The organism is Bradyrhizobium sp. 25ACV (assembly GCF_054863005.1).
Map to the genome: position 1 here is coordinate 26,874 of NZ_JAVAYO010000006.1, position 15,883 is coordinate 42,756.

General features: G+C 64.6%; 15 protein-coding genes. 5 read left to right on the forward strand and 10 right to left on the reverse strand.

The window, feature by feature from the left end:
* Positions 1-111: 111 nt before the first annotated feature.
* The 4 genes from RAD04_RS15265 to eno form a co-directional block, all read right to left on the reverse strand.
* Positions 112-663, reverse strand: a complete 552-nt coding sequence (locus RAD04_RS15265; RefSeq protein ID WP_461624426.1) for an NADPH-dependent FMN reductase — start codon at positions 661-663, stop codon at positions 112-114.
* 218 nt (positions 664-881) lie between these two features.
* Positions 882-1,880, reverse strand: coding sequence for an MBL fold metallo-hydrolase (locus tag RAD04_RS15270; protein ID WP_461624427.1), 999 nt, complete (start codon positions 1,878-1,880; stop codon positions 882-884).
* Positions 1,881-1,992: 112 nt separating this feature from the next.
* Positions 1,993-3,126, reverse strand: coding sequence for a zinc-binding dehydrogenase (locus RAD04_RS15275; RefSeq protein WP_461624428.1), 1,134 nt, complete (start codon positions 3,124-3,126; stop codon positions 1,993-1,995).
* A 44-nt stretch (positions 3,127-3,170) separates the two neighbouring features.
* Positions 3,171-4,454 (reverse strand): phosphopyruvate hydratase, encoded by a 1,284-nt coding sequence (gene eno / locus RAD04_RS15280; protein ID WP_104461569.1) that lies wholly within the window; start codon positions 4,452-4,454, stop codon positions 3,171-3,173.
* Positions 4,455-4,630: 176 nt separating this feature from the next.
* On the opposite strand from eno, the gene RAD04_RS15285 reads away from it, so the two are divergent.
* The 3 genes from RAD04_RS15285 (at position 4,631) to RAD04_RS15295 (ending at position 7,017) form a co-directional block, all read left to right on the forward strand.
* Positions 4,631-5,608 (forward strand): Vgb family protein, encoded by a 978-nt coding sequence (locus RAD04_RS15285; RefSeq protein WP_461624429.1) that lies wholly within the window; start codon positions 4,631-4,633, stop codon positions 5,606-5,608.
* A gap of 135 nt (positions 5,609-5,743) precedes the next feature.
* Entirely contained in the window at positions 5,744-6,196 is a 453-nt protein-coding gene (gene queF / locus RAD04_RS15290) for a preQ(1) synthase (protein ID WP_165637764.1), read from the forward strand.
* A gap of 14 nt (positions 6,197-6,210) precedes the next feature.
* Positions 6,211-7,017 (forward strand): substrate-binding domain-containing protein, encoded by an 807-nt coding sequence (locus RAD04_RS15295; RefSeq protein ID WP_461624430.1) that lies wholly within the window; start codon positions 6,211-6,213, stop codon positions 7,015-7,017.
* Between the two features lie 42 nt (positions 7,018-7,059).
* On the opposite strand, the gene RAD04_RS15300 is transcribed toward RAD04_RS15295, so the two are convergent.
* The 6 genes from RAD04_RS15300 to tpiA all read right to left on the reverse strand — a co-directional run bounded on the left by RAD04_RS15300 (position 7,060) and on the right by tpiA (position 12,724).
* Positions 7,060-8,265: an MFS transporter gene (locus RAD04_RS15300; RefSeq protein WP_461624431.1), complete on the reverse strand. Its 1,206-nt coding sequence runs from the start codon at positions 8,263-8,265 to the stop codon at positions 7,060-7,062.
* On the reverse strand, positions 8,265-9,113 hold the full coding sequence (gene kdsA, locus RAD04_RS15305; RefSeq protein WP_461624432.1) for a 3-deoxy-8-phosphooctulonate synthase: 849 nt from the start codon (positions 9,111-9,113) through the stop codon (positions 8,265-8,267). Before kdsA ends, RAD04_RS15300 begins: the two co-directional genes overlap by 1 nt.
* 123 nt (positions 9,114-9,236) lie before the next feature.
* The gene (locus tag RAD04_RS15310; protein WP_461624433.1) at positions 9,237-9,563 is read right to left on the reverse strand and encodes an NIPSNAP family protein; all 327 of its coding nucleotides are present in this window, start codon (positions 9,561-9,563) and stop codon (positions 9,237-9,239) included.
* Between the two features lie 79 nt (positions 9,564-9,642).
* Positions 9,643-11,274 (reverse strand): CTP synthase, encoded by a 1,632-nt coding sequence (locus RAD04_RS15315; protein ID WP_461624434.1) that lies wholly within the window; start codon positions 11,272-11,274, stop codon positions 9,643-9,645.
* A gap of 166 nt (positions 11,275-11,440) precedes the next feature.
* Positions 11,441-11,827 carry a preprotein translocase subunit SecG gene (secG, locus tag RAD04_RS15320; protein WP_461624435.1) on the reverse strand — a complete coding sequence of 129 codons (387 nt, stop codon included), beginning with the start codon at positions 11,825-11,827 and terminating at the stop codon, positions 11,441-11,443.
* Between the two features lie 141 nt (positions 11,828-11,968).
* Positions 11,969-12,724, reverse strand: coding sequence for a triose-phosphate isomerase (gene tpiA, locus RAD04_RS15325; RefSeq protein WP_461624436.1), 756 nt, complete (start codon positions 12,722-12,724; stop codon positions 11,969-11,971).
* Between the two features lie 223 nt (positions 12,725-12,947).
* Here tpiA and RAD04_RS15330 point away from each other — a divergent pair, with 223 nt between their 5' ends.
* Both RAD04_RS15330 and trpD read left to right on the forward strand, forming a co-directional pair.
* Positions 12,948-14,849 (forward strand): SurA N-terminal domain-containing protein, encoded by a 1,902-nt coding sequence (locus tag RAD04_RS15330; RefSeq protein WP_461624437.1) that lies wholly within the window; start codon positions 12,948-12,950, stop codon positions 14,847-14,849.
* Between the two features lie 14 nt (positions 14,850-14,863).
* On the forward strand, positions 14,864-15,883 hold the full coding sequence (gene trpD / locus RAD04_RS15335) for an anthranilate phosphoribosyltransferase (RefSeq protein WP_461624438.1): 1,020 nt from the start codon (positions 14,864-14,866) through the stop codon (positions 15,881-15,883).

Sequence of the window (15,883 nt, forward strand, 5' to 3'; positions counted from 1 at the left end):
AACCGTCATTCCGGGGCGATGCGCAGCATCGAACTCAGGTGCGCAATTGCGCACCAGAGAATCTCGAGATTCCGGGTTCGACTCTTCGAGCCGCCCCGGAATGACACCCCCTCAGCCCTGATGTTTCGCAACGTGGGCGGCGAAGGCGTCGATATAGGCCTGGAGCACGGGCTTCAGCGAGTCCTTGGTGAGGTTACCTTCGGCGTCGAAGGCATCGCCGACCGCATTCAGATAGATCTCCGGCTGCTGCATGATCGGGCCGGAAATACCAGGCAGGATGTTCTGCAGCGTCTTTGCGGCACTGACGCCGCCGAGCGGACCGGGCGAGTTCGAAACGATGCCGACCGGCTTGCCGTTGAACGAGCTCTTGCCGTAGGGCCGCGAGGCAACGTCGATGGCATTCTTCAGCACGCCCGGGATGGCGCGGTTGTATTCCGGCGTGACGAAAATGACGCCGTCCGACTTCTGGAGCTTGTCGCGGAAGGCCAGCCAGTCCGCGGGCGGCGCCCCCTCGAGGTCCTGGTTGAAGAACGAGATGCCGGCCGGCGTGACGACCTCGAGCTTGAGTGTATCAGGCGCAAGCTTGGCCAGTGCATTGGCGATCTTCAGCGAAAAGCTGTCCTTGCGCAGGCTGCCGGCGATCGTGACGATGTTGTAGGCCATGAGGTGTCCTTGAGGGCTTGAGCTGGAGTGCCGAGCGGCACTTAAGCGATCCGGATCATTTAATGCAAGTGCATGAACCGGTCCGATTTGGAAACGCTGTGTTTCGCGAAAGCAGATGTTTCGGTAGCCTGGATGGAGCGTACGCTCCCTCCAGGCTACGATCTCAACGCAATCAGGCCGCCCAAAGGCGGCCTGACGTTTCACACAATCGAACCAACTCAGATCGTCGGATTCCACGCCGACGGGATCAGGCGATATTTGGCACCGTCCTTCTCGACATGGCCGACCGCCGGGAATGTGAAGTGGAAGCCGATGACGGTTGCCTTTTCCGCCGCCGCCTTGTCGTAGAATTTGTGGCGCGTCTCCTGCGCCAACGCGGCATCGTTGTCGAACATCACGTGCCAGTCGGGATTGCGCAGGAAGAATTCCGGAATGTTGGTGACGTCGGACTGGATCAGCACTTTGGCATCGCCGGAGGCGACAGCGAACGACGTGTGGCCGGGGGTGTGGCCCGGGGTTGCGATCGAGGTGATGCCCGGCGCGACCTCCTTGCCCCACTCGAACTTGGTGACCTTGGACTCGAGGCCGGCGAAGGTCTTCTTCACGTTGGCGAAGTAGTTCTTCATCATCGGATTGGACTCGGCCTTGGCGGCGTTGCCCTCGCTGGTCCAGAACTCCCAGTCCTTGCCCGGCACCATGATCTCCGCATTGGGGAACGCAAGCGCCCCGTCGGCGAGACGGATGCCGTTGGTGTGATCGGGGTGCAGATGCGACAGCAGCACGACGTCGATATTCTTGGGGTCGACGCCGGCAGCCTGGAGATTCTGCAGGGTGCGACCGACGGCGCCTTTGCTGGCCTCGAAATTCGCAATGCCGTTGCCGGTGTCGATCAAGACGAGCTTGGAGCCGGTGTTGATGAGCTGCGGGTTGAACGGCACGGTGACCATGCCCTTCGGCATGTAGGCCGCCTCACCGGCGGCCAGCGCCTCGTCCTTCTGCAGGTTGGCGACGAACTTGTCCGGCATCGGGAAGGTGCGCGCACCGTCATTGATCGACGTGCACTCGAAAGCGCCGACCTTGTAGCGATAGAAGCCCGGCGCCTGCGTGCCGGCCTGCGGCACCGCGGCATTGACGGCGGCCGGTCGGAGGCCGGTTACTGCGGCCGCGCCCACGGCAGCGGCGCCTGCGAGCAGATGACGACGATTGAGATCGGTCATGAAGTCCCCTTCTGAGCCTTGCGGTTTTCCGCATTCAATGGCGGCGAAATAATCCCCCGCTTCGCTCAGAAGGCAAGACCTTCCTTCGGTGACCTGCCGTCGCAGATCACGATTATTTATTTGGGTTGATGAGGAATTTTTCGCCGGTGGCCCGTTTGGCGTACACCGCGATGTTGGCGGGATCGAGCACCTCGGTCAGCGACACCACCTTGGTGTAGTGACTGGCGAAGGTGGTCTTGAGCTCGGACGCGACGCGCTGGCGCAGGCGGCCGATCTCGGCCGGACCGATATTCTGGAGGAACGGCGTCAGCAGCCAACCACCGACGCCCCAGGTCAGACCGAACGACCGGCTCAATTCGGTCGGACGGTTGTCGAGGCTGCCGTAAATATAGATCTGCTTGTACACGTTGGAGCCGTAGCGGCTGTATTCCTTCGCAGTCTTGTTGGCGGCAACTTCCATGGCGGTCAGAATCTGGCTGGCCAGCTTGCCGCCACCGATGGCATCGAAGGCGATCGTGGCGCCGGTCTCGACCAATGCATTGGTGAGATCGTCCGTGAAACCAGGCGCGCTGGAATCCACGACGTGCTTGGCGCCGATCTTGCGCAGGATATCGGCCTGCTCCTTGCTCCTGACGATGTTGACGAGGCCGATGCCGTCCTTGATGCAGATCTTGTTGAGCATCTGGCCGAGATTGGACGCCGCCGCGGTGTGCACGAGCGCCTTGTGGCCCTCCCGCCGCATCGTCTCGGTCATGCCGAGCGCGGTCAGCGGATTGACGAACCAGGACGCACCGTCGGCGGCCGTGGTGCCCGCCGGCAGCTCCATGACGTCGCGGACCTTCAGCACGCGGTACTGCGTGTACATCGCGCCGCCGATCATCGACACGGTCTTGCCCATCAGCGCCTTCGCAGCATCCGACGATCCGGCCCCGATCACCGTGCCGGCGCCCTCGTTGCCGACCGGCAGCGACTGATCGAGCCGGGCCCCCATCATCCGCATCGCAGCCTCCGGCATCGCCGCGGTGATGACCGGCATCTCCTTCGTGCCGGAGGCCTTGGCGGCCGACATGTCGGCGGGCCCGATCAGGAGGCCGAGATCGGACGGGTTGATCGGTGTCGCCTCGACGCGAACCACGACCTCATCGTCGGCCGGCTCCGGCGTCGGGACATTCACGAGGGACAATTCCAGCTCGCCGCTCTTCTTCAGCAGCGAACGCAGTTGCAGTCCGGTCTTGCCGTCGCTCATGTCGATCCTCCCCTGTCCGTCTTTTCTCGAGTCGAAGCGCTGGCTTATGCCAGCGCCTTCAGTGCGGCCTTGCCACCGTACAGCGCCTGCTTGCCGAGCTGCTGCTCGATGCGCAGAAGCTGATTGTATTTGGCGGTGCGATCGGAACGTGCAAGGGAGCCGGTCTTGATCTGACCGCAATTGGTGGCGACCGCGAGATCGGCGATGGTGGAATCCTCGGTCTCGCCGGAGCGGTGCGACATCACCGAGGTGTAGCCGGCCTTGTGCGCCATTTCGACGGCGGCGAGCGTCTCGGTCAGCGTGCCGATCTGGTTGACCTTGATCAGGATCGAGTTGGCGCGCCCGGTCTTAATGCCGTCGGCGAGGCGCTTGACGTTGGTGACGAACAGGTCGTCGCCAACCAGCTGGCACTTCTTGCCGATCAGATCGGTGAGCTCCTTCCAGCCGTCCATGTCGTCTTCCGACATGCCGTCTTCGATGGTCACGATGGGATAACGGCCGACGAGGTCCGCAAGGTATTTGGCCTGCTCCGAGATCGAGCGGGTCTTGCCCTCGCCTTCATAGACGTACTTGCCCCCCTTGAAGAACTCGGTCGAGGCGCAATCGAGGCCGAGCACGATGTCGGTCCCTGCCTTGAAGCCGGCCTTGCCGATCGCGTTCATCACGAATTCCAGCGCGGCATCGGCGGACGGCAGGTTCGGGGCAAAGCCACCCTCGTCGCCGACATTGGTGTTGTGGCCGGCCTTCTTCAGCTCCGACTTCAGGGTGTGGAAGACTTCAGCGCCATAGCGCAGGCCTTCGGCGAAGGAGGACGCGCCGACCGGCAGGATCATGAACTCCTGGAAGTCGATCGGGTTGTCGGCGTGCACGCCGCCATTGATGATGTTCATCATCGGCACCGGCAACAAGCGCGCGGAGGTGCCGCCGACATACCGATAGAGCGGCATGTCGAGCGAATTCGCGGCCGCCTTGGCGCAGGCGAGCGAAACGCCGAGGATGGCGTTGGCGCCGAGCCGGCTCTTGTTCGCGGTGCCGTCGAGGTCGATCATGATCTGGTCGATCTGGGCCTGCTGCTCGGCATCGAGGCCGCTCAAGGCCTCGAAGATCTCGCCGTTGACGGCGCCGACGGCCTTGGAGACGCCCTTGCCGAGATAGCGGGCCTTGTCACCGTCGCGCAGCTCCACCGCCTCATGGGCACCGGTGGAGGCGCCGGACGGCACCGCGGCGCGGCCGAGCGCGCCATCCTCCAGCACGACATCGACCTCGACGGTGGGATTGCCCCGGCTATCGAGGATTTCGCGGCCGATGATGTCAATGATGGCGGTCATGATGTGCACTTCCGTTCGTTGGAGCTGATCGGTTCGCCGCGGGTCTTACACGGGCCGCAAGCAAATGTGAACGCTTGAGGGTGGCACGTCGACTGACGCGTGAAGGCGCCAGGATTAAGGTCGAGGGCATCGGGTCTGTGCGTGCATCCTCAATCCCAATCAGTCGGGGTAACGCCATGAATCGCCGCCAGTTTCTTGCTTCCAGCACCGCCCTGTTCGTGGCGCGCCCAAGTTTTGCCCAAGAGGGCCCGTTCCGGACAAAATACTTCCCGATCAGTGCCGGCATCGGCCTGCACGATCTGACGCCCGCCCCTGACGGTTCGGTCTGGTTCACGGCGCAGAGCAAGGGCCTGCTCGGCAGGCTTGATCCCCGGGATGGCCGTTTCAAGACGGTCAGCCTCGGTCAGGGCGCCGCGCCGCATGGTGTCACCATCGGCCCCGATGGCGCGCCTTGGATCACCGAGGGCGGCCAGAACGCGATCGCCCGGGTCGATCCCGGCGATCTCAAGGTCACGCTGTTCCGCCTGCCGGAAAAGTTCGCCTCCGCCAATCTCAACACCGGTGTGTTCGACAAGGAAGGCACCTACTGGTTCACCGGCCAGTCCGGCTATTACGGCCGCCTCGCGCCGAAGTCCGGCGACATGAATGTGTTCAAGGCGCCCAAGGGCGTCGGCCCCTATGGCATCACGGTGACGCCCAAGGGCGAGGTCTGGTACGCCTCGCTTGCCGGCAGCTATATCGCCAGGATTGATCTGGCGACCGGCCATGCCAGCGTTGTCGAGCCGCCCACGCCAGGCCAGGGATCGCGGCGCGTCTGGTCGGATTCGAAGAGCCGGATCTGGGTCAGCGAATGGAACAGCGGCCATATCTCGGTGCACGATCCCGCCGATGGATCGTGGAAGAGCTGGAAGCTGCCGGGCGAGCGTCCCCGCGCCTACGCTGTCTTCGTCGACGACAAGGACAAGGTCTGGCTGACGGATTTTTCGGCCAACGCCATCGTGCGTTTCGATCCCGCCACTGAGACGTTCAACGTCTTCGCGAGCGACAGGGCCAACGCCAATGTACGCCAGCTCGACGGCCGACCGGGCGAACTCTGGGGCTGCGAGTCCGGCAACGATCGCATCGTCATGATCCAGACGATCGCGGCCGGTTGACGGCAGCGGCATTTGCGTCCATCCCGGCATCCTCTGGAGCGCGATCTTATCGCGCTCCGATTTCTGAGTTGAGCATGATCTTTCGGAAAACCGGTGCCCACTTTTCCGGATCATGCTCCAAAGGATGTGACGACGATGGCGAAGAAATCCCTCCAGCTCGGCCGCGCGGTCGAATGGCCGCACACACCGGAAGACGCCCAGCTCGACCGCGTGCCCAATCCGCAAAAGGGCACCGACTATCTGGTGCGTTTCACCGTGCCGGAATTCACCTCGCTCTGCCCGGTCACGGGCCAGCCGGATTTCGCGCATCTGATGATCGACTACGCGCCTGGTCCGTGGCTGCTGGAATCGAAATCGCTCAAACTCTACATCGCGAGCTTCCGCAACCACGGCGCCTTCCACGAGGACTGCACCGTGATGATCGGCAAGCGCATTGCCAGCGAGATCAAGCCGAAATGGCTGCGTATCGGCGGCTACTGGTATCCGCGCGGCGGCATCCCGATCGACGTGTTCTGGCAGACCGGCCGCGTGCCGAAGGGCCTGTGGGTGCCCGAGCAAGGCGTCGCGCCCTATCGCGGGCGCGGCTAGAGGGAGACGGACCCATGAAATCGATGTCAGCATTCCGTGCCTTCGCCTTCAAGTTTGCTCTGGGCCTTCTCAGCGTCCTCTGGCTGACCGGCTCGGCCGGTGCCGCCGAGGTCCGGGTGATGATCTCGGGCGGATTGACGGCCGCCTACAAGGCGCTCGTGCCGGAATTCGAGAAGGCCACCGGCCACAAGGTGCTGACGGAATATGGACCGTCGATGGGAACGACGGCGAATGCAATCCCGGTGCGGCTCGAACGCGGCGAGGCGGCCGATGTCCTGATCATGGTGGGCTATGCCCTCGCCGACCTCGCGAGCAAGGGCAAGGTCGTTGCCGGCAGCCAGGTCGATTTGACCAAGTCGCCGATCGGGGTCGCCGTGAAATCGGGTGCGCCCAAGCCGGACATCAGCTCGGTGGAAGCAGTCAAGCGCGCACTCCTCGCGGCAAAGACGATCGCCTATTCCGACAGCGCCAGCGGCGTCTACGTTTCGACCGAGATGTTCGACAGGCTGGGCATTGCCGATGTCATGAAGGACAAGGCGCGCAAGATCCCGGCAACGCCGGTCGGCGAGATCGTCGCGCATGGCGAAGCCGAGCTCGGCTTCCAGCAGATCAGCGAGCTGAAGCCCGTCAAGGGCATCGATATCGTCGGACCGCTGCCGAACGATTTGCAGAAGATCACGATCTTCTCCGCCGGGATTGCGACCGCTTCGAAGGAACCCGAGGCAGGCCGCGCCTTGATCAAGTTCCTGGCCTCCCCAGCCGCGCGCGAAGCGATCATCGGAAGTGGCATGGAGCCGATCACCGCCGCCGGGGCGAATTAGCCAAGTCTCGCCCGGTCGACGCCTCCGCCGGACGAGGCGCCGTCAGCGCGCGTCGGACGGTGCCCGCGGCTTGAGCAATTGAGCGCAGACGAAGCCCAGCACGATCATGATCGCTGCACTCGCGAACAGGGTCGGCATCTTGCCGGCATGCTGGAGCCCGAAGCCATAGGCGAGCGGTCCCACCGTCTGCCCCATGAAGAAAAAGAACGAATGCAGCGACAACGCGGTGGCGCGCGCCTCGACCGAGAGCTCGCTGGCGAACACCTGCAGACAGCCATGGGCGATGTAGAAGCCCCATCCCATCACGATGAGATTCAGCGCCTGCACTTCCCAGCGCGGACCGAACGCGACGGCGACGAGCTGCGAGGCGACCAGTGTCATGCCTGCGATCATCATGCCCTTGACGCCGAGCCACGGCAGCAGACGCGACACCGTCAGCGTGTAGAACAGGCCGCCGACCGCAAAGCCGGCGATGACCATGCCGGCGATCGACAGCGAGGTCTGCCCGAGCTCGAACAGGAACGAGGCGACGTAGGGAAACAGGCCGAGCACGCAGCAGCCTTCGATGAACACCGCCGAATAGCAGACATAGGCATTCGGATTGGTGAAGATGGTGCGATAGCCGGCCTTCAGCGCCGACAGGCTCGTCTTCGGCGGGTGCTTGACCTTGGCCCCGCGAAAGCCGGCGGCGACCGCGATCGACGCCACGATCACGAGCGCACCGAGCACCGCGAGCACGCCGCGCCAGCCAAGAAAGTCGCCGATCAGCCCGGAGGCGGAGGCGCCGAGCAGATTGCCGGTCATGGCGCCGGCAAGCGTGCGGCTGATCGCGACCTGACGTTTCTCGGGCCCGACGAGATCGCTGGTCAGGCTCAGCGCCACCGGAAACACGCCGCCGGAGCCGATGCCGGCGAGGATGCGGGTCGCAAACAGAACCGAGAACGAGGACGAGAGTGCGCCCAGGATGTTGGCAAGACCAAGCAGCGCGAGGCAGCCGATCATCAGCCGCGTCTTGCCGAACAGATCGGCGGCGGCGCCGACAATCGGCTGGATGATCGAGAAGGTGAAGGCGAACACCGCGGCAAAGCCCGCGGCGGTGGCAATGCTGACGCCAAAATCCTCGGCGACGTGCGGCAGCACCGGATCGAGCGCGCGCGCCGAAAGCGCTGCGGCGAAGCTCGCTCCCGATATGACGTAGAGGGCGGCCGGCAGGCCGTGATCGTGCGGCCGCGCCTCGCCTTGCTGCATCAGCGCGGGTTCTTTGCCAGCGCGTCGAACGCCTTCAGTCTGGCGATCAGCCCCTCGAATTCGCGCAGCGGCACCATGTTGGGTCCGTCGGAGGGCGCGCGATCAGGATCCGGGTGGGTCTCGATGAAGACGCCGGCAACCCCAACGGCAACAGCCGCGCGCGCCAGCACCGGCACGAATTCGCGCTCACCGCCCGACGAGGTCCCCTTCCCGCCCGGCTGCTGCACTGAATGGGTGGCGTCGAAGATGACGGGCGCGCCGGTGGTGCGCGCCAGGATCGGCAGCGCGCGCATGTCGGAGACCAGCGTGTTGTAGCCGAAGGACGCCCCGCGCTCGGTGACGAGCACGTTGGGATTATCCGCGCTGGTGATCTTCGTGACGACATTCGCCATGTCCCACGGCGCCAGAAACTGCCCCTTCTTGACGTTGACGACCTTGCCGGTCGCGGCGGCAGCGAGCAGCAGATCGGTCTGCCGGCAGAGGAAAGCGGGGATCTGCAGGATGTCCACGGCCTGCGCCACCTCGGCGCATTGCGTGGCCTCGTGCACGTCGGTCAGGACAGGCAGGCCGAGCGAGGAGCGGATTTCGGCGAAGATCGGCAGCGACTGCGCGAGGCCCAGCCCGCGCGCCGCCGACGCGCTGGTGCGGTTGGCCTTGTCGAACGAGGTCTTGTAGACGAGGCCGATGTTCAGCCGTGCCGCGATCTCCTTCAGCGCGGAGGCGACCTCCAGCGCATGCTGACGGCTTTCGAGCTGGCAGGGTCCTGCAATGATCGAGATCGGCAGATCATTGCCGAACTTGACTGTGCCGATGGTGACGACCGGCGCCGCTGAATTCGAAGAGCTCAAGGCCAATCCCTCGTTTCGGCGCGACCATAGCCGCGATGAGGGTCGGATCAACCCTATTCGGGCCGGGCTGCTTGAATAACAGGGTTGCGCCGGGGCTCCCCGGCGCCCCCCTTGCAGGAGCTGCTACTTGACCGAGGAGAAGGCGGTCGGCGTCAGGATCTGGCTGACGATGTTGGCGACGATCTGGCCGTCGGCTTCGCTCTCGGCGCGCGCCTTCATCCAGTCCGGATCGGTCATGAACGCGCTCCACTTCTTCTCGCGCTCGGCGAGGGAGTCCCAGGCGAGGAAATAGGTCAGATCCTGGTTGGATTCACCGATCACGGTCGTGAAGAACCCGGCCTGCTTGATGCCGTGCTTCTCCCAGATCTTCAGCGTTGCGGTCTCGAACCGCTTCAACAGCGCCGGCAGCCGGCCGGGGACACAGCGATAGACGCGCATTTCGTAGATCATTGGAGTTCACTCCTGCATCGTTGTTCTTGCAGGGAGCTTGTCGCAACAAAACGCGCAATCGTCAAAGGGAGAGCGTGCGCTACACCAGCCGGCTCTGCACCATCGCCGCCCGAACGAAGGACGCGAACAGCGGATGCGGCTCGAACGGCCGCGACTTCAGCTCGGGATGGAACTGGACGCCGATGAACCAGGGATGGTCTTCGTACTCGACGATTTCAGGCAGCACGCCGTCGGGCGACAGGCCTGAGAATTTCAGGCCGTGCTGCTCGAGGCGGTCCTTGTAGGCGGTGTTGACCTCGTAGCGGTGGCGGTGGCGTTCGGAAATCTCGGTGGCGCCGCCATAGACCTGCGAGACGCGGCTGCCGCGGTTGAGCGCGGCGGGATAGGCACCAAGCCGCATCGTGCCACCGAGATCGCCGGCCTGCGAGCGCTTCTCGAGCTCGTTGCCGCGCAGCCACTCCGTCATCAGGCCGACCAGCGGCTCCTTGGTCGGGCCGAACTCGGTGGAGTTGGCGTCCTCGATGCCGACGAGATTTCGTGCGGCCTCGATCACCGCCATCTGCATGCCGAAGCAGATGCCGAAATACGGCACGTCGCGTTCGCGCGCGAACTGCGCCGCGCGGATCTTGCCTTCCGCACCGCGCTGACCGAATCCGCCGGGCACCAGGATGCCGTTGACGTGCTCGAGGAACGGCGCGGGATCTTCCTTCTCGAAGATCTCGCTCTCGATCCAGTCGAGGTTGACCTTGACCTTGTTGGCGATGCCGCCATGCGAGAGCGCCTCGATCAGCGACTTATACGCATCCTTCATGCCGGTATATTTGCCGACGATGGCGATGGTGACGTTGCCCTCGGGATTGCGGATGCGTTCGTTGATCTGGTGCCAGCTCTGGAGCACCGGCGGGATGCGCGATTCGATGCCGAAGGCGGCAAGCACTTCGTCGTCGAGGCCCGCCGCGTGATAGGCCTCGGGCACGGCGTAGATGCTGTCGGCGTCACGCGCCTCGATCACGGCGCTTTCACGCACGTTGCAGAACAGCCCCAGCTTGCGCCGCTCCTCTTTCGGAATCTCGCGGTCGGTACGGCAGAGCAGGATGTCCGGCTGAATGCCGATCGAGCGCAGCTCCTTCACGGAGTGCTGCGTCGGCTTGGTCTTCAACTCACCGGCGCTCGGAATGTAAGGCAGCAGCGTGAGGTGGATGTAGATGGCGTGATCGCGCGGCAGCTCGTTCTTGAGCTGGCGGATCGCCTCGAAGAACGGCAGGCCCTCGATGTCGCCGACGGTGCCGCCGATCTCGACCAGCACGAAATCGTAGTCGTCATTGCCGGAGAGGACGAATTCCTTGATCGCGTTGGTGACGTGCGGAACCACCTGGATGGTCGCGCCGAGATAATCGCCGCGGCGCTCCTTGGAGATGATGTCCTGGTAGATGCGTCCCGTGGTGATGTTGTCCTGCTTGGTCGCAGGACGGCCGGTGAAGCGCTCGTAGTGACCGAGATCGAGATCGGTCTCCGCGCCGTCATCGGTCACGAACACTTCGCCGTGCTGATACGGCGACATCGTTCCGGGATCGAGGTTGAGATAGGGGTCGAGCTTGCGGAGGCGGACCTTGTAGCCCCGGGCTTGCAACAGCGCACCGAGTGCCGCTGAAGCCAGACCCTTGCCGAGCGAAGAAACCACGCCGCCGGTGATGAATATGTACCGCGCCATGGGACTTAACCTCTAATCCCTCGAATTCGATTCGCCAAAGCGATTCGTATTCCGCCCCAAAGATTCTGCGGGCCTGTGGGTGAGCCAAAACTAAGAGTGGTGACAGTGCCTTGATGGGGATTGTTGATGCAGGACGGTAGCCACCGCCCTGCATGGCCCCCCTGCTTTATTGCGAATGAGGCACCTGCGGGCCGCTCGGAGCCGGCGCCTGCTGCTGCTCGTCGGCCTTCTTCAGCGAATCCAGGATGCCGCCCGAGGTCGGCGGCGCGATCGGCGATCCGCCGGCCGGCTGGCCCTGTGACGCCGGCGTGCCGATGATCGACGACGGCGCGCGGCTGTAGCCCGCATGCCAGGACAGGAACATGCTGGTGAGGAAGAAGCCGGCGGCAAGAATCGCGGTGGTCCGCGTCAAGAGGTTCGCGGTGCCGCGGCTCGACATGAAGCCTGCGCCGCCGCCCATGCCGAGGCCGCCGCCTTCCGACTTCTGGAGCAGGACGGCGCCGATCATAACGGCGACGATCATGAGGTGGATGACGATGACAACGGTCTGCATAGTATCCTTCCGTCACAAGCGGGCGGCGCCTGACGGCGGCCGATCGCGCTTCGCGGGTTTTCCTGAAGTTGCGCGGTGTTACACGATCAGAGGGGGCATTGCCACCCCCGATCGGGTCCGGATCAGCCGCTTTGAGGTTAGCTAGGGGCAGCCCTTGGCGATCGCAAGGAAATCGGCCGCCTTCAGGCTGGCGCCGCCGACCAGGGCGCCGTTGACGTTCTTGACCGCCATCAGCTCGGCCGCATTCGAGGGCTTGACCGAGCCGCCATAGAGGATGCGCATCTTCGCCCCGTCGGTCTTGAACCGGGAGGTCAGGACCTCCCGGATAAACCCATGAATCTGCTCGACATCCTTGGCTGTGGGGGTGAGCCCGGTGCCGATCGCCCATACCGGCTCATAGGCCACGATGAGATTCGCGGCCGTCGAGCCCTCAGGCAGGGAGCCGGCGAGCTGCCCGCGCAGGATGTCCAGGGTCTGGCCGGCGTCGCGCTGGGCCTGGGTCTCGCCGATGCAGACGATCGCCGTCGCGCCGGCCCGCCAGGCGGCCTCGGCCTTCTGCCGGATCAGGGCATCGCCCTCGCCGTGGTCGGCGCGGCGCTCGGAATGGCCGACGATGATGGCCGTTGCCCCGGCATCAGCCAGCATTTCGGCGGCGATATCGCCGGTATGGGCACCGGAGGCCTTGGGGTGGCAATCCTGGGCGCCGACCCCGACTTTCTTGCCGCGCGCCTTGTCGGCGAAGGCCGCAATTAGCGTCGCAGGCGGGCAGACCAGCAGATCGGCCTTGCCGCTCACCTCGGCCGCACCATTGAGCATGGCGTCGAACTCGGCAGCCTGGGCGTTCAGGCCGTTCATTTTCCAATTGCCGGCGATCAGGGGGCGGATGGCGTCGGTCATGTCAATTTCCAGCAAAATGAGGTTTGTGCATGCGCTAGCAGAGGACCTGCTGCAGTTCCAGAGACCAGAGGCTTTTAACCGCAGCCGCAAACGGTCGCCGGACCCGAGGTTGCGGGGGGAAAGCCACCACTTTATGATGATTGATCAATTTGGTGACGCGCTTTTGCTGAATCTGCATTAAGACGCGATCCCGTTCCCCTCCCGCTCAAACAAGTTGGACCAAATGCTTCGAGGAATGCGCAAGGCCTCATCAAACTGGCTCGGCAAGACCATTATGGCCGTGGTGATGGGCGTATTGATCGTCAGTTTCGGCATTTGGGGCATCGCCGACATCTTCAAGGGCTTCGGGCAGTCCACGGTGGCCAAGATCGGCAGCACCGAGATTTCGCTGAACGAGTTCCGCCAGATCTATACGGACCGCCTGCAACAGATCAGCCGTCAGTTCGGCCGTCCGCTGACGCCCGACCAGGCGCGCGCCTTCGGCCTCGACCGCCAGGTGCTGCAGCAGACGATCGCCGAAGCCGCCCTCGACGAAGAGGCGCGCCGGCTCGGGCTCGGCCAGTCCGACGACCAGATCCGCCAGGTCATCATGAACGACCCCAACTTCAAGGGCGTCGGCGGCAGCTTCGATGCGAACCGATTCCAGGCCGTGATCCGCAATTTCGGCTATACCGAGCAGCGCTACGTCGCCGAGCAGCGCAAGGTCTCGCTGCGCCGGCAGATCACCGGCACGATCGGCGCCGGCCTCGAGCCGCCGAAGGCCATGATCGACGTGCTGACGCGCTTCCAGAACGAGCAGCGCGCCATCGAATTCGTCAGGCTCGATGCCGCCCAGGCCGGCCAGATCGACGCGCCCTCGCCCGAGGCGCTCGCCGCCTATTTCGAGGACCACAAGGTCCAGTTCCGCGCGCCCGAATACCGCAAGATCTCCTTCGTCGTGGTCTCGCCGGAAGAAATCGGAAAGTGGAGCGAGGTCTCCGACGAGGACGCCAAGAAGGTGTTCGAGCAGCGCAAGGACCGGCTCGGCACGCCTGAGAAGCGCCAGATCCAGCAGATCGTGTTTCCCAATGTGACCGACGCGCAGGCCGCGCGCGAGCGCCTCGTCGGCGGAATGTCGTTCGAGGATCTCGGCAAGGAGCGCGGGCTGAGCGCCTCCGACGTCGACCTCGGCCACGTGACCAAGTCTTCGCTCGCTGCCGCGGTCGGCGATGCCGCCTTCGCGCTTCCCGTCGGCGAGATCAGCCAGCCGATCCAGGGCGGGCTTGGCGTTGCGATCGTGAGGGTCGACAAGATCGAGCCGGGCAAAGAGGCGGACTACGCCAGCCTTGCCGGCGACATCAAGCGCGAGATCGCCACCGAGCGCGCACGCGTCAAGGTCGCCGATCTCCGCGACAAGATGGAAGACGAGCGCGGCGGCGGCGCCAGCGTGATCGACGCGGCGCAGAAGCTCGGCCTCACCGCCGTGACCATCGACGCGGTCGACCGCTCCGGCCGCGCCCCCAACGGCCAGCCGGTCGCCAACATTCCGCAGGGCCTCGACGTGGTGTCGCAGGCCTTCAACACCGATGTTGGCGTCGACAACGACTCGATCTCGTTCAAGGGCGGCTATGTCTGGTACGACGTGCTCGCCATCACGCCTTCGCGCGACCGCAATCTGGACGAGGTCCGCGACCAGGTCGAGGCGCGCTGGCGCCAGGACCAGATCGCCACCAAGCTGAAGGCCAAGGCGACCGAAATGGTGCAGAAGCTCGAAGCAGGCGGCAAGCTCGCCGATGAGGCCGCAGCGATCGGCGCCAAGGTCGAGACTGCAACCGGCTTCAAGCGCGACGATACGCCCGCCAGCGTGCCTGCATCCGTCGTGGCGGCCGCCTTCCGCACCGCCAAGGACGGCGTCGGACAAACGCCGGTGACGGGGGGCACCGAGGTGATCGTCTTCCGCGTCACCGACATCGTCGAACCCGCGGTCGACGCCGCCTCCGACGCGGTCAAGAAGCTGAAGGAAAGCCTCGACCGTGCCCAGACCGAGGAGCAGGTCGCTTCCTACGTCAACAAGCTTGAAACCGACATCGGGACCACCATTAATCAGGCCGCCTTCGCGCAGGTGACCGGCGCGAACCAGCAGTAAGTTGAAAGCACGCGATGGACGACCTGAAATCGATCATTGGAAAAGTGGCGACCGGCGCCAGCCTGTCGCGTGAGGAAGCGGCTTCCGCCTTCGACGCCATGATGAGTGGCGAGGCCACGCCCTCGCAGATGGGCGGCTTGTTGATGGCGCTGCGGGTGCGCGGCGAGACCGTGGACGAGATCACCGGCGCCGTTACGGCAATGCGCTCCAAGATGCTGAGCGTGACGGCACCGCCTGAAGCCGTCGACATTGTCGGCACCGGCGGCGACGGCTCCGGCTCGGTCAACGTCTCGACCTGCGCTTCCTTCATCGTCTCCGGCGCCGGCGTGCCGGTGGCCAAGCACGGCAACCGCGCGCTGTCGTCGCGCTCGGGTGCCGCCGACGTGCTGGCCTCGCTCGGGGTGAAGATCGACCTCAGGCCCGAGCAGATCGGCCACTGCGTGCGCGAATGCGGCATCGGCTTCATGTTCGCTCCCGCCCATCACCCGGCCATGAAGAATGTCGGCCCGACTCGGGTGGAGCTTGCGACACGGACGATCTTCAATCTGCTCGGCCCCCTGTCCAACCCGGCCGGCGTAAAGCGGCAGATGGTCGGCGTGTTCTCGCGGCAATGGGTGCAGCCGCTGGCGCAGGTGCTGAAGAACCTCGGCTCCGAATCCGCCTGGGTCGTCCACGGCTCCGACGGCCTCGACGAGATCACCCTCACCGGCCCGACCTTCGTCTCAGCGCTCCACAACGGCGAGATCCGGAATTTCGAGGTGATGCCTGAGGACGCCGGCCTGCCACGCTGCGAGGCCGACGCGCTCAAGGGCGGTGACGCCGACGCCAATGCAATCGCCTTGCAGAGCGTGCTCGACGGCAAGCCGAGCGCCTACCGCGACGTCGCGCTGATGAACGCCGCCGCCGCGCTGGTCGTGGCCGGCCGCGCCAAGGACCTCAAGGAGGGCGTCGCGATCGGCACGAAGTCGATCGACAGCGGTGCCGCCAACGCGAAGCTGAAGCACCTGATCGCGATCTCGAACGGTCAAGCCTGA

Coding starts and splice junctions, on each gene's coding strand:
- eno (WP_104461569.1), bottom strand. CDS start 4,454: ATGACCGCCATCATTGACATCATCGGCCGCGAAATCCTCGATAGCCGG.
- queF (WP_165637764.1), top strand. CDS start 5,744: ATGGCGAAGAAATCCCTCCAGCTCGGCCGCGCGGTCGAATGGCCGCAC.
- RAD04_RS15315 (WP_461624434.1), bottom strand. CDS start 11,274: ATGGCGCGGTACATATTCATCACCGGCGGCGTGGTTTCTTCGCTCGGC.
- RAD04_RS15265 (WP_461624426.1), bottom strand. CDS start 663: ATGGCCTACAACATCGTCACGATCGCCGGCAGCCTGCGCAAGGACAGC.
- tpiA (WP_461624436.1), bottom strand. CDS start 12,724: ATGACCGACGCCATCCGCCCCCTGATCGCCGGCAATTGGAAAATGAAC.
- RAD04_RS15310 (WP_461624433.1), bottom strand. CDS start 9,563: ATGATCTACGAAATGCGCGTCTATCGCTGTGTCCCCGGCCGGCTGCCG.
- RAD04_RS15285 (WP_461624429.1), top strand. CDS start 4,631: ATGAATCGCCGCCAGTTTCTTGCTTCCAGCACCGCCCTGTTCGTGGCG.
- trpD (WP_461624438.1), top strand. CDS start 14,864: ATGGACGACCTGAAATCGATCATTGGAAAAGTGGCGACCGGCGCCAGC.
- RAD04_RS15300 (WP_461624431.1), bottom strand. CDS start 8,265: ATGCAGCAAGGCGAGGCGCGGCCGCACGATCACGGCCTGCCGGCCGCC.
- RAD04_RS15295 (WP_461624430.1), top strand. CDS start 6,211: ATGAAATCGATGTCAGCATTCCGTGCCTTCGCCTTCAAGTTTGCTCTG.
- secG (WP_461624435.1), bottom strand. CDS start 11,827: ATGCAGACCGTTGTCATCGTCATCCACCTCATGATCGTCGCCGTTATG.
- RAD04_RS15270 (WP_461624427.1), bottom strand. CDS start 1,880: ATGACCGATCTCAATCGTCGTCATCTGCTCGCAGGCGCCGCTGCCGTG.
- RAD04_RS15330 (WP_461624437.1), top strand. CDS start 12,948: ATGCTTCGAGGAATGCGCAAGGCCTCATCAAACTGGCTCGGCAAGACC.
- RAD04_RS15275 (WP_461624428.1), bottom strand. CDS start 3,126: ATGAGCGACGGCAAGACCGGACTGCAACTGCGTTCGCTGCTGAAGAAG.